The 20,694-nt window shown below is 66.4% G+C and carries 19 protein-coding genes; 14 read left to right on the forward strand and 5 right to left on the reverse strand.

Annotated features, from left to right (window positions below; genetic code table 11):
- Both MKW15_RS14655 and MKW15_RS14660 read left to right on the forward strand, forming a co-directional pair.
- A partial coding sequence (locus MKW15_RS14655; protein ID WP_240859495.1) for a glycosyltransferase family 2 protein occupies positions 1-747 on the forward strand: 747 nt, incomplete at its 5' end.
- Positions 744-2,420: an ArnT family glycosyltransferase gene (locus MKW15_RS14660; RefSeq protein ID WP_240859497.1), complete on the forward strand. Its 1,677-nt coding sequence runs from the start codon at positions 744-746 to the stop codon at positions 2,418-2,420. The genes MKW15_RS14655 and MKW15_RS14660, both read left to right, overlap by 4 nt.
- Before the next feature lie 19 nt (positions 2,421-2,439).
- Here the strand turns inward: MKW15_RS14660 and MKW15_RS14665 are convergent, their stop codons facing one another.
- On the reverse strand, positions 2,440-3,567 hold the full coding sequence (locus MKW15_RS14665) for a beta-mannosidase (RefSeq protein ID WP_240859699.1): 1,128 nt from the start codon (positions 3,565-3,567) through the stop codon (positions 2,440-2,442).
- Positions 3,568-3,606: 39 nt separating this feature from the next.
- Between MKW15_RS14665 and MKW15_RS14670 the strand changes: the two genes are divergently transcribed.
- The gene (locus MKW15_RS14670; protein ID WP_240859499.1) at positions 3,607-4,101 is read left to right on the forward strand and encodes a DUF2599 domain-containing protein; all 495 of its coding nucleotides are present in this window, start codon (positions 3,607-3,609) and stop codon (positions 4,099-4,101) included.
- A 56-nt stretch (positions 4,102-4,157) separates the two neighbouring features.
- Here MKW15_RS14670 and MKW15_RS14675 read toward each other — a convergent pair whose 3' ends face one another.
- On the reverse strand, positions 4,158-4,712 hold the full coding sequence (locus MKW15_RS14675) for a TetR/AcrR family transcriptional regulator (RefSeq protein ID WP_240859501.1): 555 nt from the start codon (positions 4,710-4,712) through the stop codon (positions 4,158-4,160).
- Positions 4,709-5,941, reverse strand: a complete 1,233-nt coding sequence (locus MKW15_RS14680; protein WP_240859502.1) for a cytochrome P450 — start codon at positions 5,939-5,941, stop codon at positions 4,709-4,711. The genes MKW15_RS14675 and MKW15_RS14680 overlap by 4 nt, the downstream gene beginning before the upstream one ends.
- A 52-nt stretch (positions 5,942-5,993) precedes the next feature.
- Here MKW15_RS14680 and mshA point away from each other — a divergent pair, with 52 nt between their 5' ends.
- From mshA to MKW15_RS14695, 3 genes are all read left to right on the forward strand, one after another.
- On the forward strand, positions 5,994-7,343 hold the full coding sequence (mshA, locus tag MKW15_RS14685) for a D-inositol-3-phosphate glycosyltransferase (RefSeq protein WP_240859504.1): 1,350 nt from the start codon (positions 5,994-5,996) through the stop codon (positions 7,341-7,343).
- A gap of 4 nt (positions 7,344-7,347) precedes the next feature.
- Entirely contained in the window at positions 7,348-7,938 is a 591-nt protein-coding gene (locus MKW15_RS14690) for a type III secretion system chaperone family protein (RefSeq protein WP_240859506.1), read from the forward strand.
- Between the two features lie 118 nt (positions 7,939-8,056).
- A complete protein-coding gene (locus MKW15_RS14695) occupies positions 8,057-9,664 on the forward strand; it encodes a 4-coumarate--CoA ligase family protein (RefSeq protein WP_240859508.1) in 1,608 nt (535 codons plus the stop codon).
- A gap of 152 nt (positions 9,665-9,816) precedes the next feature.
- On the opposite strand, the gene MKW15_RS14700 is transcribed toward MKW15_RS14695, so the two are convergent.
- A complete protein-coding gene (locus MKW15_RS14700; RefSeq protein WP_240859510.1) occupies positions 9,817-11,238 on the reverse strand; it encodes an APC family permease in 1,422 nt (473 codons plus the stop codon).
- A 71-nt stretch (positions 11,239-11,309) separates the two neighbouring features.
- On the opposite strand from MKW15_RS14700, the gene MKW15_RS14705 reads away from it, so the two are divergent.
- The 5 genes from MKW15_RS14705 (at position 11,310) to MKW15_RS14725 (ending at position 15,418) form a co-directional block, all read left to right on the forward strand.
- Positions 11,310-11,954 carry a DUF1361 domain-containing protein gene (locus MKW15_RS14705; RefSeq protein WP_240859511.1) on the forward strand — a complete coding sequence of 215 codons (645 nt, stop codon included), beginning with the start codon at positions 11,310-11,312 and terminating at the stop codon, positions 11,952-11,954.
- Between the two features lie 68 nt (positions 11,955-12,022).
- Positions 12,023-12,772, forward strand: coding sequence for a phosphoglyceromutase (locus MKW15_RS14710; RefSeq protein ID WP_240859512.1), 750 nt, complete (start codon positions 12,023-12,025; stop codon positions 12,770-12,772).
- 85 nt (positions 12,773-12,857) lie between these two features.
- The gene (locus MKW15_RS14715; RefSeq protein ID WP_240859513.1) at positions 12,858-13,187 is read left to right on the forward strand and encodes a GNAT family N-acetyltransferase; all 330 of its coding nucleotides are present in this window, start codon (positions 12,858-12,860) and stop codon (positions 13,185-13,187) included.
- A 107-nt stretch (positions 13,188-13,294) separates the two neighbouring features.
- Positions 13,295-14,731 (forward strand): sensor histidine kinase, encoded by a 1,437-nt coding sequence (locus MKW15_RS14720; RefSeq protein ID WP_240859514.1) that lies wholly within the window; start codon positions 13,295-13,297, stop codon positions 14,729-14,731.
- Positions 14,732-15,418, forward strand: coding sequence for a response regulator transcription factor (locus MKW15_RS14725; protein WP_240859515.1), 687 nt, complete (start codon positions 14,732-14,734; stop codon positions 15,416-15,418).
- Positions 15,419-15,922: 504 nt separating this feature from the next.
- Here the strand turns inward: MKW15_RS14725 and MKW15_RS14730 are convergent.
- Positions 15,923-16,762 carry a hypothetical protein gene (locus tag MKW15_RS14730; RefSeq protein ID WP_240859701.1) on the reverse strand — a complete coding sequence of 280 codons (840 nt, stop codon included), beginning with the start codon at positions 16,760-16,762 and terminating at the stop codon, positions 15,923-15,925.
- 154 nt (positions 16,763-16,916) lie between these two features.
- On the opposite strand from MKW15_RS14730, the gene MKW15_RS14735 reads away from it, so the two are divergent.
- From MKW15_RS14735 to MKW15_RS14745, 3 genes are all read left to right on the forward strand, one after another.
- The gene (locus MKW15_RS14735) at positions 16,917-17,873 is read left to right on the forward strand and encodes a Ppx/GppA family phosphatase (protein WP_240859516.1); all 957 of its coding nucleotides are present in this window, start codon (positions 16,917-16,919) and stop codon (positions 17,871-17,873) included.
- Positions 17,874-17,935: 62 nt separating this feature from the next.
- Complete coding sequence (locus MKW15_RS14740) at positions 17,936-19,714, forward strand: hypothetical protein (protein WP_240859517.1); 1,779 nt, start codon at positions 17,936-17,938, stop codon at positions 19,712-19,714.
- 64 nt (positions 19,715-19,778) lie between these two features.
- Positions 19,779-20,690, forward strand: a complete 912-nt coding sequence (locus MKW15_RS14745) for a sugar phosphate isomerase/epimerase family protein (protein WP_240859519.1) — start codon at positions 19,779-19,781, stop codon at positions 20,688-20,690.
- The last annotated feature ends 4 nt before the right edge of the window (positions 20,691-20,694 follow it).

Here is a 20,694-nt window from a genome sequence, read left to right on the forward strand (position 1 = left end):
TCGCGCGACAACATCCTCACCGAATGGTTCACCGCCGACTACGGCATCTGGTTCGGCTTCCTGCTGCCCGGGATGATGGTCAGCCGGGCGCCGATCCCGTTGGGCGGCACGTCGAATCACTTCAAGCGTGACGTGCTCGACCAGATCGGCGCGTGGGACCCGTTCAACGTGACCGAAGATGCCGACCTCGGCGTCCGGATCGCCGACTCGGGATACCGCACCGCCGTGCTGGATTCGGTGACGCTGGAGGAAGCCAACGTCGATGCGATCAACTGGGTCAGGCAGCGCTCCCGGTGGTACAAGGGATATCTGCAGACGTGGCTGGTGCACATGCGCCATCCGGTTCGGCTGTGGCGAATACTCGGCGCGATGGCGTGGTTGCGATTCACGCTGCTGATCGCGGGAACTCCGCTGATCGCGTGCGTCAACATGCTGTTCTGGCTCATCATGCTGCTGTGGATCGCGGGGCAGCCACCGGTGGTCGCCGAGTTGTTCCCCGGCCCGATCTACTACTTGTCGTTGCTGTCGCTGATCTTCGGCAACGGCGCGGTGATCTACATGAATCTCATCGCGATCCGCGAGAACGGTCGCAGTGATCTGGTGGTGTCGGCTCTGCTGGTCCCGGCATATTGGGTCCTGATGAGCGTGGCCGCGATCAAGGGCGTGTGGCAGATCCTGGTCAATCCGTCGTACTGGGAGAAGACATTTCACGGGTTGTCGGAGTCCAATAAAGGCACGTCCAAATGAGGCGCGCCTCGCGTGGTCCGGGCCGGGCCATCTTCGCTGCGACATTTGTGTTGTATCTCGCGGTCGGGGTGTATCTGGCCGCGGGCCTGCATGTGTACGTCGGTGATTCGCTGTCGCGGGTGCAGTCGGCGCAGAGTGTGCTGTTCAGCCGCGACCCGCACCTGGCCGCGATCGGTTTCATCTTCACCCCGCTGACCGCGATCGTGCAGTTGCCGTTGACCGCGCTCACGCCATGGTGGCCGGAGCTCACCACGGAGGCGATCTCGGCGGCGGTGATGTCGGCCGCGTTCATGGCGGGATCGGTGGTCCAGATCTCCGGTGTGGCCCGCGACCGCGGATTGCCCGGGTGGATGGGCGGTCTCATCACCGTCTGCTACGCCATCAACCCCATGATCGTCTTCTACGGCGCCAACGGGATGAGCGAGGCTCCCTACCTGTTCTTCCTCGCGTGGGCATCACGACGCCTGATCCGCTGGGTCGACACCGACGACGTCCACGAACTCGTTGTCGCCGCAATGGCATTGGGATTCGGGTATCTGACCAGATACGACGGTGGCGCCGCCACGATGGCCGCCGCGCTGCTGGTCGGGTTGGTGTCGTTCCGGCGGGCCGAGAAGGTCGGGACACCGCCCTCGACGCGGTGGTACCGCACCATTCTCGATGTCGGGTTGGTGGTGCTGCCCAGTGCGGTGGCCTTCGTCGGCTGGGCACTGACGAGTTGGCTCATCACTGGAAACGCCTTCGCACAGTTCAGCTCCGAGTACGGCAACGCGAGCATCATCGAGCAGTCCGGGGGAAGTGGCTCGGACACCACCGAAGCGGCCCTGCGGTTCTCGATGACGGAGCTGGCGATCCTGGCGCCGCTGTTCCCGCTGTTGCTCGTCGCGGTTGTCGTCACCCGGGCGACGCGTCGTCGTCTCTACCCGCTGCTCCCGACGGTGTTGCTGATCGGTGCGGTGCTCGCCTTCCAGATCCTCAGTTACAGTCGCGGTTCCACCTTCGGTTTCCTGCGGTTCTACATCACGGTGATCGCGCTCGCGGCGATCGTGGCCTTGCTCGCGGTGCCGGCCCGTCGGACGGCTCCGGTCCGCCGGCCCGGTGTGTACGCGGCGATGCCGGTGGTCGAGTCCCGGCGACGGCCGGTGACCATCATGGGAATCGCGGCCGTGGTGACCATGCTGGTGGCCATCCCGGTCACCGCGTGGGGAATGACCTCGCCCAAGTACGCGCCGCAGGAGTTCGCGTTGACCGCGGTGGTGGCACCCCGGCCGGACTCCACCGAGCGCAAACACCTTGACGCACAACGTGTTCTGCGCTCCTTCTCCACCGAACGGGCGCTGGCGCAGTACCTGGACAGCCTCGACCTCCCGGAGGGCAGCGTGCTGTGCGACACCGTGTACGGATTCGCGGTGGTGGTTGCGTCCACCCGGCCCAAACAGTTTGTGATCCCGTCGGATCAGGATTTCACCACCATCCTCAACGACCCGGCCGCGAATGGTGTCCAGTATCTCCTGTCGGTGCCCAACGAGGGTCGGGGAAGCGCCGACGCCCTCAACATCCGGTACCCGACCCTGTACGACAACGGTTCTCAGATATCGGTGCTCGTTCTCGAAGCCCGCAACGATGGCGCGAATCTCCCGGACTGGCGGATCTATCGAGTGATCCCGCGATGAGCTCGCCTTCTGCGACGCATCACTTCACCGTGTCGGCGACCACTTGCCAAGCCGGGTCGATCGGCCCGATGTCGTAGGTGCACTCCGACGTTCGGGGGTCGGGCACGAATGCCCAGAGCAGGGCGGCCGCTGTCCCGTCGGACCGTTGGCTCGTGATGAGTTGCCGGAACCGTGCCGCCCGCGCGTCGAGCTTCAGGCAGGATCCGGCCTTGATGCCGATTTCGTTGACCACCAGGGGTTTACCGATCTCTCGCGATTGCCGGATGCGGGCGGGCAGGTTGCTGCCGTGCGGGCCCGACTCGTCGACCGCGGACAGGTAGTCGTGGAAGTCGAGGACGTCGACGCCGGGGGAGCGGCCGACGGTCACGTAGTCGCGGCCGGCGGTACCGCACTGGTCGCCGCCGACGAGGCCGGAGAAGATCGGACGATTCGGATCCAGCGTCCGCAACTGCGCGCCCGCGTCGTCGAAGAACTGGCGCAGCACGCGGGCCGCGTTGGCGGGGCATCTGCGCTGCTGCCAGTCGCACGATGCGCCGCACACGCTGGGTTCCGGTTCGCCGACGAGTTCCCAACCGGCGATGGTCTTTTCGCCATGCCACCGGTTGACGGCAGTTTCAAGCCACTTCGAGTACGTCAAATTGCCTGCACTGGGCGTGGTGCGCCAGCCGGAGACGTACCACGCATGCTTTTTGAAAACCTCGTCCTCACAGGCGCCTTCGCCACTCGTGAGCACCGGCAGCACCATCTGGCCGTGCCGTGCGGCCGCCGCGAACACCGCGTCGAGTGGCGCGAAGTTGAGCAGGCCGGTACGTTTGTCGACCGCGAACGAGGAGTACAGGTTGAACCGGGTCAGTGCCCGCTGCGGAAGCCGGCTGAAGTAGCTGTCGAGGTCGACTGCCGCACCGCAGCCACGATTCACCGCCCAGTCGGTGCCGAGTTGGTAGGCGTTGAACCCGTTCGGCCACCACGCTTTTCCGTCGAGCAGGAGGCCGGTGGGGGTGATTTCGACACGCGAGGGCCGCTGACCCGTGCTCATACTCTCCGGGGCAGCACGCTTGGAGGTCGACGAGCACGCGGTCATGAGCACGGCGGTGAGCACCGCAACGCCGATCAACACCGATGCCCGGAGCAGGGGGCCGCGACGCATCGTCACAGCGCAAGACTACGCGCCACTACTGTGTACGGTATGGCGAATTCCTTCGCGCGGTTCGGGTGCGGGGCCGTAGTGGCCGCAGTCCTGCTTGTCGGTGCCATCGGCTGCGAATCGGAGGACGACGACGCAGCGCCGTCGTCTACGGCCCTCGAGAGCACGTCGTCGACGCCGCTGAGCACCTCGATCCCGCCGGCACCGACGAGTACCGTCACCTATCGTCCGCCCTACATCGACCACGTCGAATGGGTACAGACCGATGTCGGTCCGAGTCTGCAGGTGCACCCGACCACGTCCGGCAGGTACACGACCGACGAATCCGCCATGGGTGATGCGTGGTCGGAGGTGGTGCGCCTCGACGCGTCGGCGAACAGCCCCGGTATGCAGGCGCAATTCGACTGCCACTGGCGCTTCGCGCGCATCGTCGACCCGGAGAAGGCGAGCTGGAATCTCGAGCCGCGCCGGCCCGTCGTCGACGAGCAGACCATGATCGACACGCGATGCAATCCCGGCTTCGCCGAAGAGAACTGACGTTTCCACAAGTGGTTGCCATCGCGCTCGGAAAGCGAGCGTGATGGCAACCGGAATCAGGTGAGGACGACAGGCAGCACGAAACGTCGCAGCAGTGCTTCCTCGTTGTCGGGGTCCGGGTCGGTGAGCAGCGACACGATGACACGCACGAGCCACTGCGCGCGCAGGGCGCGCTCCGCATCGGTAACGCCCAGGTCCTGCAGGAACGACCCGGCGATCGATTCGATGGCCGGTGACAGCAGGGCAAGTCTGGTCGACGTGCCGGCGGCGTCGGGGGTGAACCAGGCCAGGAGTGCGGGGTCGGCGCGGACCCCGGTCAGCGCCGTGGTGATGGCGGCGGTGAGACGGTCGGCCGGACCGCCGATCTCCCGAATCTGCTCGGCGATCGACTCGGCCACGCGCGTTGCTGCGCGGTCGACGTAGGCGGCGTGCAGTTCCTGTTTGCCGGGGAAGTAGCGGTACAGCGTCGCTCGGGAGCACCCCACCGCCGAGGCGAGGTGGCGCATGGTGACCGACGAGACGCCACGCGCGAGAAACAACTCCTCGGCGACGTCGAGGATGCGCCCGGCAGCGAGTTCGGCGCGCTCGTCGGTGAGCCAGCCGGTACTCATCGACCCGCCGGGTAGAACGGCACAAAGGTGGGTCGGCGAACGTAGTTCCCTGCTGCCCAACGTATTCCGTCGGAGTCCACAGCGAAACTCGGATACCGCCGGAGCAACTCGGTGAGCGCTATCCGTGCCTGCATGCGGGCAGCAGCGGCGCCGAGGCAGTGGTGATTGCCATGGCTGAAGGTCAGGATGTTCCGGGGTCGACGGTCGATGTCGAGGTCCTCGGCGTCGGGGCCGTAGGCGGCGGGATCGCGATTGGCCGCGGCGTAGCAGAGCAGGACCTTGCGCCCGGCCGGGAGGGTGACGGTTCGCCCGACGTCCGCGTCGGGCAAGGTCACCTCGCGGGTCGTCGTGCGCGCGAGGTTCTGGACCGGTGAGGTGAGACGCAGCAACTCGTTCACCGCGTCGGGGATCAGTGTGTCGTCGTCGATCAGCCGGGCGCGCTGATCGGGGTTGCGATGCAGAAGGTCGACGCTGCCGCCGAGCATGCCGGTGGTGGTGTCGTTGCCACCGGCGACCATCGTGAAGGTGAAGGCCAGGATCGACAGGAGACCGGGCGGGTCGTCGGCAAGGCCGGCGGCCACCAGGTGCGAGACGGTGTCGTCGGCCGGATGCTTGCGGCGGTACTCGATGAGCCCGGCGAAGTAGCCGAGCATGTCCATGGTCGCGGCGCCTGCCTGGTCCTCGGTGTCCTTGTTGCCGGTCGCGGCGCCGACTATGGCGTCGGTCCAGCCGTCGAACTGCGATCGATCCGACTCCGGTACGCCCAGGTAGTGCGCGACCACCATGCTGGGCAGCGGTTTGAAGAGTTCGCCGACGATGTCGGCAGGCGCCGACCCCGAGCCGTCGATCCGGTCGAGTCGTTCGCGGACGAAGTCGCGGACCTGCGGTTCGAGCGTCGTGACCTGGCGCGGGGTGAATCCGCGCGACACCAGCCGACGGAACTGTGTGTGCACCGGCGGGTCGGTCATCACCATCGGTGGGTTGTCGGCCATCCCGATCGCCTCGAGTTCGCCATAGGCCACCGTGAGGCCGTCCGACGACGAGAACGTCGCCGGATCCGACGCGGCCGCGATGACGTCGGCGTGGCGCGTGAGCACCCAGTAATCACCATCGTCGACGTGATGCACCGGCGATTCCGACCGGAGCTGTGCGTACAGCTCGAAGGGGTCGGCCCAGGTCGTGCCCGACCGCAGCACAAACACGGGCCGATGAGACGTCTGAGTCCTCATGTAGCCAATATGAGACACTTGTCGAAAAGTGTCAATCTTCTATGGTGGAGGTATGACCTCCAGTCCGTTCCCGCGGCGTGTCGCGCTGATCTCGGTGCACACGTCACCGCTGGCGCAACCGGGCACCGGAGATGCCGGCGGGATGAACGTCTACGTCTGGCAGACGGCTCAGCGCCTCGCCCGACGCGGGGTCGAGGTGGAGATCTTCACGCGCGCCACGTCGTCGAGCGACGCGCCGTCGGTCGCGGCGGCTCCCGGGGTGACGGTCCGAAACGTCGTGGCCGGCCCGTTCGAGGGTCTCGACAAACGTGATCTGCCGGCCCAGCTCTGCGCCTTCACCGCCGGCGTCCTGCGTGCCGAGGCCGCGCAGGAGCCCGGCTACTACGATCTGATCCACTCGCACTACTGGCTGTCGGGGCAGGTGGGCTGGTTGGCCCGCGACCGGTGGGGTGTCCCGCTGGTGCACACCGCGCACACGCTGGCGGCGGTCAAGAATGCCTTCCTGGCCGCCGGTGACACCGCCGAGCCGCAGTTGCGGGTGATCGGCGAACAACAGGTGGTCGACGAGGCCGACCGTCTGGTGGCCAACACCGAAACCGAAGCGAGCGAACTGGTTTCGATGTACCGGGCCGACGCCGACCGGATCGACGTGGTGACGCCGGGTGCCGATCTGGACTGCTATATCCCGGGTGACAAACGTGCGGCGCGGTCCGCGCTGGGTCTCGACCACGACGAGGCGATCGTGACGTTCGTCGGCCGGATCCAACCGCTCAAGGCGCCCGACCTGCTGATCGAGGCGGCCGCCCCGCTGATCCGCGGGGCACGCGAGTCGGGCCGACGGTTGCGCGTCCTCATCGTCGGCGGACCGTCGGGCTCGGGACTCGACCGCCCCGGCGCGCTGATCGACCTGGCCGACGCCGTCGGTATCTCCGACGCCGTCACGTTCTTGCCGCCGCAGCGTTCGGCTGCGCTCGCCGATGTGTATAGGGCGTCGGATCTTGTTGCAGTGCCCAGCTATTCGGAGAGCTTCGGTCTGGTGGCCATCGAGGCCCAGGCGTGTGGCACGCCGGTGATCGCTGCCGACGTCGGGGGTCTGTCGGTGGCGGTGTCGGGCGGGGTCACCGGTGTGCTCGTCGACGGACATGCGGTCGGGGACTGGACGAATGCGCTGGAAAAGGCTCTGGCGCAACCGGATCAGCTTGCCGAGATGGGTCGTAGCGCACGTCTGCACGCCGAACAGTTCTCCTGGGATCACACCGTCGACCAGTTGCTGTCGAGCTACTCGGGTGCGATGCAGTCGTTCGCGGCGCGGTCGCCGGCCGCAGCGGCGCCGGTGTCGCGGCAGCGCAGGCCGTGGCGGCGTCGTCGGACCAGGTTGGCACCCACAATCGGACGGAGTTGAATCGGTGTCCCACACGGACGTGGTGGAACTGCTTGAACGAACCCTCGCGGAACGCGATATCCCGTTCAGCCGCAAGAGTTCCGGCGGTTCGGAGTCCGAGCACGTCGTCCTCGAACTCCCCGGTGAACGCAAGCTCAAGACGACCGTTCTGCTGACCGCGAGTCGCCACGGTGTGCGCGTCGAGGCGTTTGTGTGTCGTCGGCCGGACGAGGATCACGAGGCCGTCTACCGGTACCTGCTCAAACGCAACCGCCGGCTCTACGGCGTCGCGTACACCATCGACAACACCGGCGACATCTACCTCGTCGGCCGCATCTCGACCGACGCCCTGGATTCTGATGAGATCGACCGCGTGCTCGGTCAGGTGCTCGAGGCCGCCGACGGCGACTTCAACACCCTGCTCGAGATCGGTTTTCACACGTCGATCCGTCGGGAATGGGCGTGGCGGGTGTCGCGCGGGGAATCGTTGCGCAATCTGCTCGCGTTCGAGCACCTCATCGACAAGGACTCCTTGCCCGAACCCGGTGAGCCCCTTCCCGATCGCTATGTACCCGGTGTGACCGGGCCGGACGAGCCGGGTGCTTCTGCCGACTGAGGCCCCTTCTGCCCACTTCGCGCCTGTGGTAAACCCGACGATACGGACAGAGGTCCACGTCACATAGTGGCAATGACTGTTGATACGATTGCGCGCGAAACCCACCACTGGAGGTGCCATGAGCTTCACGAGTCCCTTTCCCGACGTCGAGATCCCCGAGGTCAGCGTCTACGACTTCCTGTTCGGCTCCATCGACGACGCGGACATGGACCGCGTCGCGCTCGTCGACCCGAAGTCGGGTGACGAGACCACCTACGCGCGGCTGATCGGCCAGATCCACGCGGCCGCGGGTGCGCTTGCGGCGCGGGGGATCGGCGTCGGCGACGTGGTGGGCATCCTCTCGCCCAACATCCCCGCCTTCGCGACCGTGTTCCACGGCATCCTGCGTGCCGGCGGAACCGCGACGACCATCAACGCGCTCTTCACCGCGCCCGAGATCGCCAAGCAGCTCACCGACTCCAAGGCGAAGATGCTGGTCACCGTCTCGCCGATGTTCGAGCAGGCCGCGGCCGCGGCCAAAGAGGTCGGTATCTCCGACGAGAACCTCATCGTGCTCGACGGTGAGGGGCAGAAGGCGACCGGTCACCCGAACGCCGTCGATCTGCTCGCGCCCAATCTGCCGGCACCCGAGGTGAGCTTCGACCCGGCGACGCATGTGGCCGCGCTGCCGTACAGCTCCGGCACCACGGGTAACCCCAAGGGCGTGGCGTTGAGTCACCGGAATCTGGTTGCCAACGTCGCACAGATCACGCCGCTGCAGGGCGCGAGTCCCGACGACGTCGTCATCGCAGTGCTCCCGTTCTTCCACATCTACGGGATGACCGTGCTGCTGAATGCGGCCCTGCACAACAGGTCTCGTCTGGTGATCATGCCGCGGTTCGACCTCGTCGAGTTCCTGGAGAACATGCAGAACCACAAGGTCACCCACGCTTACATCGCGCCGCCGGTCGCGGTGGCACTCGCCAAGCACCCGATCATCGACAACTACGACCTGAGCTCGCTCAAGACGATGCTGTCGGGCGCTGCGCCGCTCGACGACGAACTCGGGCAGGCCGTCGCCAAGCGACTGAACGTGCACATGCTGCAGGGTTACGGCATGAGTGAACTCTCGCCGGTGAGTCACATGATCCCCGACGACACCAAAGGCATGCTGGGACAGGATGATCCGCCGCTGTCGTCGACCGGCTGGGCAGCGCCCAACACCGAGAACAAGATCGTCGACCCAGCCACCGGCGAGGAGATCGAACTCCCGGCGGAGGGGTTATCGGAGCCGGGCGAGCTGTGGGTGAAGGGGCCCAACGTGATGCTTGGTTACCTCAACAACCCGCAGGCCACCGCAGACACCATCGACGCCGACGGGTACCTGCACACCGGCGACCTCGCGCGCGTCGACCCCACCGGCTGCATCTACATCGTCGACCGGCTCAAGGAACTCATCAAGTACAAGGGCTATCAGGTTCCGCCCGCCGAACTCGAGGCGCTGCTGCTGACACACCCGAAGATCGCCGACACCGCGGTCATCGGCGTCATCGAAGAGGAGAGCGGCGAGGAGATCCCGAAGGCGTTCGTCGTCAAGCAGGCCGACGCCGACCTCAGTGAGGACGAGGTCATCGAGTTCGTCGCCGCCAAGGTCGCCCCGCACAAGAAGGTGCGCGCGGTCGAGTTCATCGAGGCGATCCCGAAGTCTGCATCGGGCAAGATCTTGCGAAAGGACTTGCGGCGGTAGCACTCTTGGCACCGCCGATGAAAGTAGGGGAAGAAGTTTCATCCCCTACCCTTGGTGTCTTCCCCCAGAAATATCTGGGGGAAGACTCTGAACCCCGGGGAAGAAACTCTTCCCCTAGATTTTTCGGGCAGGCGATCCCGAATTCTCCCAGGCTAGTTCACGTCCTCGAGATGTCCCTCGGGCACGTGGTGACGTTTGTGGTGCCAGTAGGTGAGTGCCCACAGGATGACGCCGAGGAGCAGTAGCCAGCCCGCGATCACGTACTGCTCGGGGTCACGTCCGGTGATCGGCAGGGTGAGGTAGCCGCAGGTGATCGCACCCAACACCGCGACAACCGTGTTGGTGCGGAAGTGTGGGTGGTCGACGTGATCGCGGCGCAATACCAGCACCGAGATGTTGACGACCGTGAACACCGCGAGCAAGAGCAATGCCGTCGTGCCGCCGAGGAGGCCGACCACCGAACTGTCGGGGTCGGCGCTGACGTACACCAGCAGGCAGAGCGCGATGACCGTGGTGAAGATGATGGCCGCGAACGGAGTTCGACGCCCCGGGTGCACGTACGCGAGGAACGCCGGCAGCACACCCTGTTTGGCCATGCCGTAGAGGAGACGGCTGGCCATCATCATGTTGATGAGTGCGGTGTTGGCGACGGCGAACATCGAGATCCACGGCAGCAGATCGGTGATCGGGAAGTCAGGGGCGGCCGCCTGCACGACGTCGACGAGCGGCGTCTCGCTCTCGGCGAGGACACCGACCGGGACGATCGCCACCGCGCAGATCGAGATCAGCACGTAGACAGTCGCGGTGAGCCCGAGGCCGGTGAGCATGACCTTGGGGAAGATCTTGGTGGGTTCCTTGCACTCCTCGGCCATGTTGACCGAGTCCTCGAACCCGACGAGTGCGAAGAACGCCAACGAGGTCGCCGCGGTCACCGCGATGAAGACGTTCTTGTCGCCCTGGGCCTCGAAGGCCACCACCGCATCCCAGTGCTCGGCATTGCCGCCGACGATGAACCAGTAGCCGATGAAGATCACCATCAGCAGACCCGACAACTCGACAAGGGTCAGAACGACATTGGTGCCGACGCCCTCGGCGACGCCGCGGAAGTTGATGAACATGACCAGCAGCAGGAAACCGATCGCGAAGAACAGCAGCGCGGGATTGGTCGCGTCGGGCTTGTCGCCACCACTGAATGCGGTCAGCATGTTCACCGCGAACGCGCGCGATGCGGTGGTCGCCGAGGTGATTCCCGAACACATCACCGTGAACAGCACGATGAAGGTGATGAAGTGGATGCCGAAAGCCTTGTGTACGTAGAGCGCCGCGCCCGCCGCCTGCGGGTACTTGGTGACGAGTTCCAGGTAGGAGAACGCGGTCAGCGTCGCGACCGCGAAGGCGATGAGGAACGGCAGCCACGCCGCGCCGCCGACCTCGCCGGCCACCTGCCCGGTCAGGGCGTACACGCCGGTGCCGAGGATGTCGCCGACGATGAACAGCAGCAACAGCTTCCATCCGAGAACGCGCTTCAGTTCGGGTTGATCGGTGCGCGTCGCACCGGATTCAGTGCTGGTCATTCTCCGACGCTAGTCCCGACCTGTCTGGTTTGCCGGGTTTGTGGCCGGATTGAGTCCGGCAGAATGGTCAGATGACCAACATGCACCGCGTGGTGCTTGCTGCCTCCTTGCTCGCGACAACGGCGCTCACGATCCTGCTCGGCGTCACCGATCCCGCGACACCGCTCTACTATCCGACGCGGTTCCTGATCTGGAATCTCTTCCTCGCCTGGATTCCGGTGGTGTTCGCCGCCGGATTCGCGGTTGTGCGGCAACGATTCTGGCTCATCCCACTGGGGATCGGGTGGCTCGCCTTCCTCCCCAATGCGCCCTACCTCGTCACCGACCTCGTGCACCTCGGCGAGGGCTACGAACTGTGGCGGCATGTGCTGCAGTACGGGTTCGCGGCCTGGACCGGCATCATCCTGGGCGTCGTGTCGATGCTGTTGGTGCACCGTCGCATCGACCGCGAGTTCGGTCGGGTCGCGGGCTGGGCGACGGTCGTCGTGGCCGCCGGTCTCTGTGCGATCGGCATCGTCATCGGACGGTTCCAGCGCTGGAACTCCTGGGACCTCGTCACCCGGCCCGACGCCGTCGCCGCGACCACCCTGCAGTGGGTGCGATCGCCGCTGGCCCACGTGGAGTCGACGGGGGTCGCGCTGGCCGTCGGCGGGTTCTTCGCGCTGGCCTATCTGACCATCTGGGCACTCGCCGCCGCCGCGCCGGTTCGGCGCTAGGGCGTGTCTCCGTAGAACATTCCCCGCTCGCCGGGAGCGTCGTACCGGCATGTGCCAGACTTGCTGCCATGAGCAACGGCACCCTGATCCTGATGCGTCATGGCGAGAGCGAATGGAATGCGTCCAACCAGTTCACCGGGTGGGTGGACGTGGCGCTCACCGAGAAGGGGCAGGCCGAAGCCGTGCGCGCCGGCGAGCTCCTCGTCGAACATGATCTGCTGCCCGACATCCTTTACACCTCGCTGCTGCGTCGGGCCATCCAGACCGCGCAGATCGCGCTCGACAAGGCCGACCGCCATTGGATTCCGGTGAAGCGCGACTGGCGCCTCAACGAGCGTCATTACGGCGCGCTGCAGGGACTCAACAAGGCCGACACCCTCGAGAAGTACGGCAACGAGCAGTTCATGCTGTGGCGTCGCAGCTACGACACCCCGCCGCCGCCCATCGAACCCGACGCCGAATACAGCCAGTCGAGCGATCCGCGCTACGCCGACCTCGACGAGGTGCCGCTGACCGAGTGCCTCAAGGACGTCGTCGCGCGGATGATCCCGTACTTCACCGAGTCCATCGCCACCGACATCCAGGCCGGCAAGACCGTCCTGGTCGCCGCTCACGGCAACTCGCTGCGCGCCTTGGTCAAGTACCTCGACGACATCTCCGACGCCGACATCGCGGGCCTCAACATCCCCACCGGCAATCCGCTGCGCTACGACCTCGACGAGAACCTGAAGCCGCTCAATCCGGGTGGCACGTACCTCGATCCGGAAGCCGCGGCCGCCGGTGCCGCCGCAGTGGCCGCGCAGGGGCAGAAGAAGTAGTCACGCGCTGTTACGGGACGCGTGTGGCGTCCCGTAACACAATCGTCATGGTGCGCTAGGTGTGACGCGCGCTACATTGGATTCCATGGCGGATCTGGGGACCCTGCGAATTGTTCACTCTCCTGCTCAGGAGCGGTACGAGGCCGTACTGACTGCGGATCCGTCCGATCCGATGGCAGGTGATGCGGTCGTCGGCTACGTCGACTACGTCTCCGAGCCGTATCAGGTGGTCCTGACGCACACGGTGATCCGCGAGCAATACAGCGGTCACGGCTACGCGGCCGAGCTGGTGCAGACGGTCCTCGAAGACATCCGGGCCAGTGGCAAGCAGGTCGTGCCGGTCTGCTCGTACGTGCAGCGTTTCATCGAACGACATCCGGAATATGCCGACATGGCGGTATCTGTCCCACAGTGACCCTCTGACAGCTGTTGCGCCGCGCTACCGGCGAACTCCAGATGAACAGCTGCCGAACTTGCCCGGAGGATGTGCGCTCGACGTTTGTCGGGCCGTAAGCTGCGCTTGTGTTCGTTGCATTCGTTGCCGCAGCGGTCGCGATCGCGCTCGTGGTCGGCATCGTGGTGGGTCGCGCCCTGGTCCTGCGGAGCGCATCGCGCGATGGCGCCGACCCAGCGCACATCGGTGGCCAGACGCCGCGGCAGGGTGGTGCGCTCGCGGTTCCGCCGGCAGGTGCGGTGCACTCCGACACATCCACTCACGACCGCGCGAGCGCGCCGCGCGCCGTTCCGGAATCCGCCGAGCTGCGGGTCAACGACGTGCCCGCGACCACCCGCGACGGACGCATGACCAAAGCGGGACTGCTCAGTCTCATCGTGCGCAACTCCGAGACCGCGGTCGCGGTGGTCGACGAATTCCGCGACGTGGTGCTCTACAACCACCAGGCCGTCGAACTCGGTCTGGTGCGCGAACGGCTGCTCGCCGACCCGGTGTGGGATGCCGCCAAGGAAGTGCTCGACACCGAGGTCGAATGCCGCTTCGATTTCAGTCCGCCCGCGTCGTCACTGGGCTTCGTCTCCACCGGGCGGTCACGCAAGCCGACGGTCGAATCGGTGCGCTGCCTCGCGCGGCTCGTCGCCGACGACAACGAGCGCTATGCCGTGGTCTACGGCCAGGACGACACCGAGCACATGCGGGTCGAGGCGACGCGGCGTGACTTCGTCGCCAACGTCTCCCATGAACTCAAGACGCCGGTCGGGGCCATCGGATTGCTCGCCGAGGCGATGCTGGAATCGGCCGACGACGCGGAGTCGGTCGAGCACTTCGGCCGACGCGTGGTCGCCGAGACCGCACGCATGGGCAACCTGGTGTCCGAACTCATCGCGTTGTCGCGGTTGCAGGGCGGCGAGACGTCCGAGTTCACCTCCGTCGACGTCGACGCCCTGATCGCCGACGCCATCGACGCCGGCACGATCGCCGCCGAAGCCGCGGCCATCGAACTGCGCACCGACGACCCGATCCACGTCACGATCCGCGGTGACCGTCCGCTGCTGCTGACCGCGCTCAACAACCTCATCGCCAACGCGATCTCGTACTCGGCCGCCGACACCACCGTGTCGATCAGCCGGCGCGTCACCCGCATCGACGGCCGTCCGATGGTGGCCATCGCGGTCACCGACCGCGGCATCGGCATCGCGCCCGACGATCAGCAGCGCGTGTTCGAGCGATTCTTCCGCGTCGATCAGGCGCGGTCGCGGATGACCGGCGGCACCGGCCTCGGACTGGCGATCGTCAAACATGTCGCCGCCAACCACGACGGCGTCATCGATGTGTGGAGCAAGCCCGGCACCGGCTCTACCTTCACCCTGTGCATCCCCGAGGATCTCTCCGACTCGGCCTGGATCGCCGAAGTTCATGACGCTGAGATCCATGACGCCGAGATCCACGATGCTGCAACAACTTCCCCGGATTTCGAGAACCAACCGAAGAAGGAAATCGATTAGGTGACCCACGTTCTGATAGTCGAGGACGAGGAATCGCTGGCGGATCCGCTGGCCTTCCTGCTGCGCAAAGAGGGTTTCGAGGCGAGTGTGATCAACGACGGCGCGCAAGCGCTGGCGACATTCGACCGCGTCAGCCCCGACATCGTCCTGCTCGACCTCATGCTCCCCGGCATGTCCGGCACCGAAGTCTGTAAGGCGTTGCGCTCCAAGTCAAGCGTGCCGGTCATCATGGTGACCGCGCGCGACAGCGAGATCGACAAAGTGGTCGGCCTCGAACTCGGTGCCGACGACTATGTGACCAAACCGTATTCGGCCCGCGAACTCATCGCCCGCATCCGCGCGGTGCTGCGTCGGGGCGGAGACTTTGCCGACGAGGACCTCGACATCGGGATACTCGAGGCCGGGCCGGTTCGGATGGACGTCGAACGGCACATCGTCGCGGTGAACGGCGAGCAGATCACGTTGCCGCTCAAGGAGTTCGATCTCCTCGAGTACCTCCTGCGCAACGCGGGACGGGTGCTCACGCGAGGGCAGCTCATCGATCGGGTGTGGGGTGCCGACTACGTCGGCGACACCAAGACGCTCGACGTCCACGTCAAGCGTCTGCGCTCGAAGATCGAACCGGATCCCGCAAATCCCAAGCACCTCATCACGGTTCGCGGACTGGGTTACAAGCTCGAGGCGTGAGCCGGCGGTTGCGTGGCGCGGCTGATCCGAAGAATCCCATCCGCTACCCGAATCGAAGAGTTAGGTGACCAGCGCTCTGACCTGGGCAAATGTGGAGGACTCTGCCGCGGCCGACCCACCAAAACTAGGGGAAGAAGTTTCTTCCGCGAGGTTTGGAGTCGTCCCCCAGAAAATTCGCGGGGAGGACACCAAGGGTAGGGGAAGAAGGTTCTTCCCCTACTTTTGGGGCGACGCGACTGTGCGGCTCGTTCCGCGGAACGCGTCGATCGACATTCGCGGGCTCGACGCACAGCAGTTGGGGACCGTGGAGGTGAGGCGTTTGCACGGGGGCGAGATGGTGTCCGTGGAGCATCGCAGGCCTGGTCACCGTCGCTACTTGGTCGCCTAATTGCCTTGTCTCGCAAGCCCTTCGAGGCTCTCGGCTAGCGCCTCGAGCACCTCAGGGAGCGGTGGAGGCCAGGCTCTCGAGCGCCTCAGGGTGCGGTACAGCGCCGCCCGCGAGTGTCACTCGGCGTGATCGCCTTCGATCAACTCGTACTTGATGTCGGTCTCCCGACGAGTGGTCGCGGCTGCGGTTGCCGGATGAACGGCGATGAGCCCCAACCCGTTACGGCGTCGGCATGCGGCGGCCAGCGCGTCGTAGGCGGGTTTGCCGATCAGCTCGGTGAGTTCGGGGCCGTAGGACTGCCAGACCTGCGTCGCTCCGATGTGGGCGTCGGGCGAGCCGGAGCAGTACCACTGCAGATCGTGGCCGCCCTCGCCCCAGCCACGACGATCGAATTCGGTGATGGTGGTCTTGAGAACCTGGGTGCCGTCGGGCCGCTCGACCCAGTCCTGTTCGCGTCGTACCGGCAACTGCCAGCAGACGTCGGGTTTCACGGTCAGCGGCTCGAGCCCCTTGCGCAGCGCCATCGAATGCAGCGCGCAGCCCGCCCCACCCTCGAAGCCGGGCCGGTTGAGGAAGATGCAGGCGCCCTTGTGTCGTCGGGTCTTGAGCGCCGGCTCGTCGTCGAGGTCGACCTCCTCGAGGTAGCCGCGGTTGCCCAGCGGGTCCTTGCCCGACCCCTTCTTGTAGAACTGCCAATCCTTCTCGGTGAGCATCGAGACGCCGTGCGCGAGGCGTTTGCGGTCGTCCTTGTCGGACAGGTACGCGCCATGACTGCAGCAGCCGTCGGTCTCGCGGCCCTCGATGATGCCCTGACAGGCAGGCGTGCCGAAGACGCACGTCCAATACGACAGCAGCCACGTGAGGTCCGCGTTGATGACGTGTTCGGAGTTCGCCGGATCGGTGAATTCGTACCATTCGCGCGGAAAGTCGAGGTCGACCTCGGGCGCGGGCTTCATGCGCCGCTGCGTCGGAGCGGGCGTGGTGACAGACACCTTTCCACGGTAACCGCCGAAGCGGTCAACGCGCCCGACGGGAAGCCGGGTTGGGCGCGAGTCGGCCGATATCGCAACCGCCTGCCGATGCGGATTGCGCAAGCACTATTTTGTAATCGTGCGACTTGGTGTTCTCGACGTGGGCAGCAACACTGTTCACCTGCTCGTGGTCGATGCTCATCGCGGCGGTCATCCGACCCCGATGAGTTCGACCAAGGCGGTGCTGCGCCTGGCCGAACAGATCGATTCCGACGGGCGGCTGTCCGATCGCGCCGCGAACAAACTCGTCGAATCGGTGGACGAATTCACCCACATCGCGACGAGCTCCGGATGTCAGCAGATCATGGCGTTCGCGACGTCGGCCGTCCGTGACGCCACCAACTGCGACGACGTGCTCGCCGAGGTCGCCGCCAAGACCGACGTCCGTGTGCAGGTGCTGTCCGGCCGCGACGAAGCGCGACTCACCTCGCTGGCCGTCCGACGCTGGTACGGCTGGAGCGCCGGGCGGGTGCTGGCCCTCGACATCGGCGGCGGGTCGCTGGAGATGTCCAACGGCGTCGACGAGGAGCCCGACGTGGCGCTGTCGCTGCCCCTCGGCGCCGGCCGACTCACCCGCGAGTGGCTGCCCGACGACCCGCCAGACCGTCGTCGGATCGGGGTCCTGCGCGATTGGCTCGACGCCGAACTGCGCGTCCCCGCCAAACAACTCCTCGGGCCCGGACAGCCCGACCTCGCCGTCGCCACATCCAAGACCTTCCGCAGCCTGGCCCGGCTGACCGGCGCCGCGCCGTCGAGCGCGGGGCCGCGTGTGAAGCGTCAGCTCACCGCCAACGGGCTGCGGCAGCTCATCGCCTTCATCTCACGCATGACCCGCGACGACCGGGCCGAGCTGGAAGGCGTGAGCGCTGATCGTGCTGGTCAGCTGGTTGCCGGCGCTCTCGTGGCGGAGGCGGCCATGCGCGCTCTGCAAGTCGATACACTGGAAATCTGTCCGTGGGCGCTGCGGGAGGGAGTCATCCTGCGCCGACTCGACACCGAACCGGCCGACACCGCCGAACCCGCGGACGCCGGGTGAACATCTCGGCCCGGGACACGTGAACAACGACCGGGTCATCACAGGGAGGACGGAGAGCCAGCATGGCGAACGAAGCGGGGGCCAACGAAGCGGGACCCGATCCCCGGCCCATCTCGGTAGCCGAACTGCTGGCCCGCTCGCAGGGAACCGACGGTGGCGAGACGACCAGCCGTCGGTCGCGGGACCGCGGACGGCGCCGAGTCGGCCGCGAGGGCACCGTGTCGGTGTCCGAACTCACGGGTGAAATTCCGAAGATCACCGACGCCACGCCTGCCCCGGCCCCGCGCACCGCGCGGACCGCCCCGCAGACCCAGCCGACGCAGACCCAGCAGACACCGGCCCAGCAGCCTGCCGCCCAGCAGACACCGTCTCAGCCGACCCCACCGGCACCGGCACCGACACCGTCGGCCCAGTTCACGACTCCGCAGACTCCGTCCGGTCGGACGGCCCCTCGGACCGGTCCGTTCCCGACGCCCGATGCCGGCGGCACCGCACCGGTCAGTGGGCCGTTCCCGAGGTCGGCCAATCCGGTCGCACGCCGCGGAGCGCCGGATCGTCCCGTGGCCGATCAGGGTTGGGCGCCGAACACTAGCCCGGCCGGCGGGCGGTCGGCCAGCGGCATGCCCGGCTATCGCGGCACCACGCCGCTCTCGACCCGCGACTTCAGCTCCGACGCGGTTGCCCGGAGACTCGCCGAATCCTCGGCCACCACGGACGCCACCGCATCGAATCAGCCGGCATCGAATCAGAATGACGACGCGGTCGACGAGGTCTCGGCGAATGCGGTGACCGGCATCATCCCGGTCGTCGGCGATGAGGACTCCGATCTCACAGTGGTCGACTCCGACGACGTCGTAGCCTACGACCTGTCGACCACCTCGGGATCGGCCGACGCCGATGCTCGGGTGCGTGACGACAGCAAGTTCGGCGAGGTGATGGACGACTTCGAGGCGTACCGCTCGTTCGCCGACGTCGAGGACGAACCTGTCGAGCCGAAACGCAAGCGCGGCTGGTTCGGGCGGAAGCGGAAATCGGACAAGACACCCGATGTCACCGATGGCCGGTCGTCGAGGCGTGCAGCTGCCGGGGCCGCAGGGGTCGCCGCGGCTGCCGCGGGCGCGACCGCCGCCGTGCCCGCGCTCCACGACCGGGAAGACGTCAACACCGAACCCGACAGCGCTACACCCGACACCGACATCGATTCGCCCGCCGCTATCGACACCGCCACGACCGACAGCCCGGCGAGCTTTGTCGACACCGCACCCGTTCCGGAGGAACGCGAGGTCGAACCGGCACCCGAGCCGACCGTCGAACAGCCCCCGACGACCGACACGGGCGCGTGGGCGCAGCCCGCGGTCGACCTGTCGAAGAGCGACGCCGAACCGAGCGACGAATTCGACAAGGGCGAGTTCGACGGGGATGAGTTCGACAGGGACGAGTTCGAGGAGGTCACGCCGGATCGCGCGCCCTATGTCGCGCCTGAGGCCGTCGACACCGCCGCCGAACCGATCGCGGAGACCGAAACGCTCGACGACGATCTGGACCGCGACGAAGCCGACATGGCTGAAGACACCGAACCGTCACCGATGAAGGCATGGCTGTTGGTGATCGCCCAGGTCGTCGGCGGTCTGGTGATCGGCGTCGGCCTCTTCTGGGGATTCACCGAGCTCTGGAAGTGGAGCGTGATCTTCGCGCTCGTCCTCGCGGTGCTGGTGATCTTCGGGATCGTGACCTTCGCGCACCTGCTTCGACGCAACCGGGATCTCCCGACGACGCTGCTCGCGCTCGGTGTGGGTCTTCTGGTGACGATCGGCCCGCTGGTGCTCCTGGCGAGTCGCTGATGAATTCGATGTCGCTGATGGGTTCGATGTCGCTGATGGGTTCGATGTCGCTGACGGACCTGGCGTGGACGGCAAACGCGAGCCGGGCGTGATCGAACGGTTGCCCCGGCCCGAGATCCCGATCGGCCTGTCGACGGCGTCGGTCTATCCGCAGAACACCGAAGCGGCCTTCGCCTACGCCTCCGAACTCGGCTACGACGGTGTCGAGCTGATGGTGTGGGGCGAGGCCGTCAGCCAGGACGTCAAACACGTCGAATACCTTTCCGAGCGCTATCAGATGCCGGTGCTGTCGATCCATGCGCCGTGCCTGCTCATCTCGCAGCGCGTCTGGGGACGTGACCCCCTGATAAAGCTGGCGCGTTCGGTGCGTGCAGCCGAGGATCTCGGCGCGCCGACGGTGGTCGTGCATCCGCCGTTCCGCTGGCAGCGGGCCTACACCGCTGCTTTCGACGACACCGTCGCCGAGCTCGAGGCCGACTCCGGGGTGGCCGTCGCGGTGGAGAACATGTTCCCCATGCGCGCCGACCGGCTGTTCGGCGCGGGCGATCGTTCGGTGAACCGCATGACCCGACGCGGCGGCACCCCCGGTGTGTCGATGTCGGCCTTCGGCAAGTCGATCGACCCCACCGACGACGGCTACGCGAACTACACCCTTGACCTGTCGCACACGGCCACCGCCGGTGCCGATGCGCTGGCCATGTTCGAGCGGATGGGGTCTGCGCTCAGCCACCTGCATCTCGCCGACGGCCTGGGCGCGGCCACCGATGAACACCTGATCCCCGGCGACGGTTCACAACCCTGCGCCGAGATCTGCCGGCGTCTGGCCGCGAGTGACTTCACTGGTGCGGTGATCCTCGAGGTGCACACCGGATCCGCGCGGACCAAACCCGAACGCAGCGCCCTGCTTGCACGTTCGCTAGATTTTGCGCGGCGACATCTCAAACGCGAGCTGCACACGGGTCGGGCCACATCCTGAACCC

Source organism: Gordonia gummivorans, assembly GCF_022513585.1.
Lineage (GTDB): Bacteria > Actinomycetota > Actinomycetes > Mycobacteriales > Mycobacteriaceae > Gordonia.

Coding starts and splice junctions, on each gene's coding strand:
- mshA (WP_240859504.1), top strand. CDS start 5,994: ATGACCTCCAGTCCGTTCCCGCGGCGTGTCGCGCTGATCTCGGTGCAC.
- MKW15_RS14695 (WP_240859508.1), top strand. CDS start 8,057: ATGAGCTTCACGAGTCCCTTTCCCGACGTCGAGATCCCCGAGGTCAGC.
- MKW15_RS14700 (WP_240859510.1), bottom strand. CDS start 11,238: ATGACCAGCACTGAATCCGGTGCGACGCGCACCGATCAACCCGAACTG.
- MKW15_RS14740 (WP_240859517.1), top strand. CDS start 17,936: ATGGCGAACGAAGCGGGGGCCAACGAAGCGGGACCCGATCCCCGGCCC.
- MKW15_RS14670 (WP_240859499.1), top strand. CDS start 3,607: ATGGCGAATTCCTTCGCGCGGTTCGGGTGCGGGGCCGTAGTGGCCGCA.
- MKW15_RS14665 (WP_240859699.1), bottom strand. CDS start 3,567: ATGCGTCGCGGCCCCCTGCTCCGGGCATCGGTGTTGATCGGCGTTGCG.
- MKW15_RS14705 (WP_240859511.1), top strand. CDS start 11,310: ATGACCAACATGCACCGCGTGGTGCTTGCTGCCTCCTTGCTCGCGACA.
- MKW15_RS14660 (WP_240859497.1), top strand. CDS start 744: ATGAGGCGCGCCTCGCGTGGTCCGGGCCGGGCCATCTTCGCTGCGACA.
- MKW15_RS14715 (WP_240859513.1), top strand. CDS start 12,858: ATGGCGGATCTGGGGACCCTGCGAATTGTTCACTCTCCTGCTCAGGAG.
- MKW15_RS14675 (WP_240859501.1), bottom strand. CDS start 4,712: ATGAGTACCGGCTGGCTCACCGACGAGCGCGCCGAACTCGCTGCCGGG.
- MKW15_RS14680 (WP_240859502.1), bottom strand. CDS start 5,941: ATGAGGACTCAGACGTCTCATCGGCCCGTGTTTGTGCTGCGGTCGGGC.
- MKW15_RS14710 (WP_240859512.1), top strand. CDS start 12,023: ATGAGCAACGGCACCCTGATCCTGATGCGTCATGGCGAGAGCGAATGG.
- MKW15_RS14730 (WP_240859701.1), bottom strand. CDS start 16,762: ATGAAGCCCGCGCCCGAGGTCGACCTCGACTTTCCGCGCGAATGGTAC.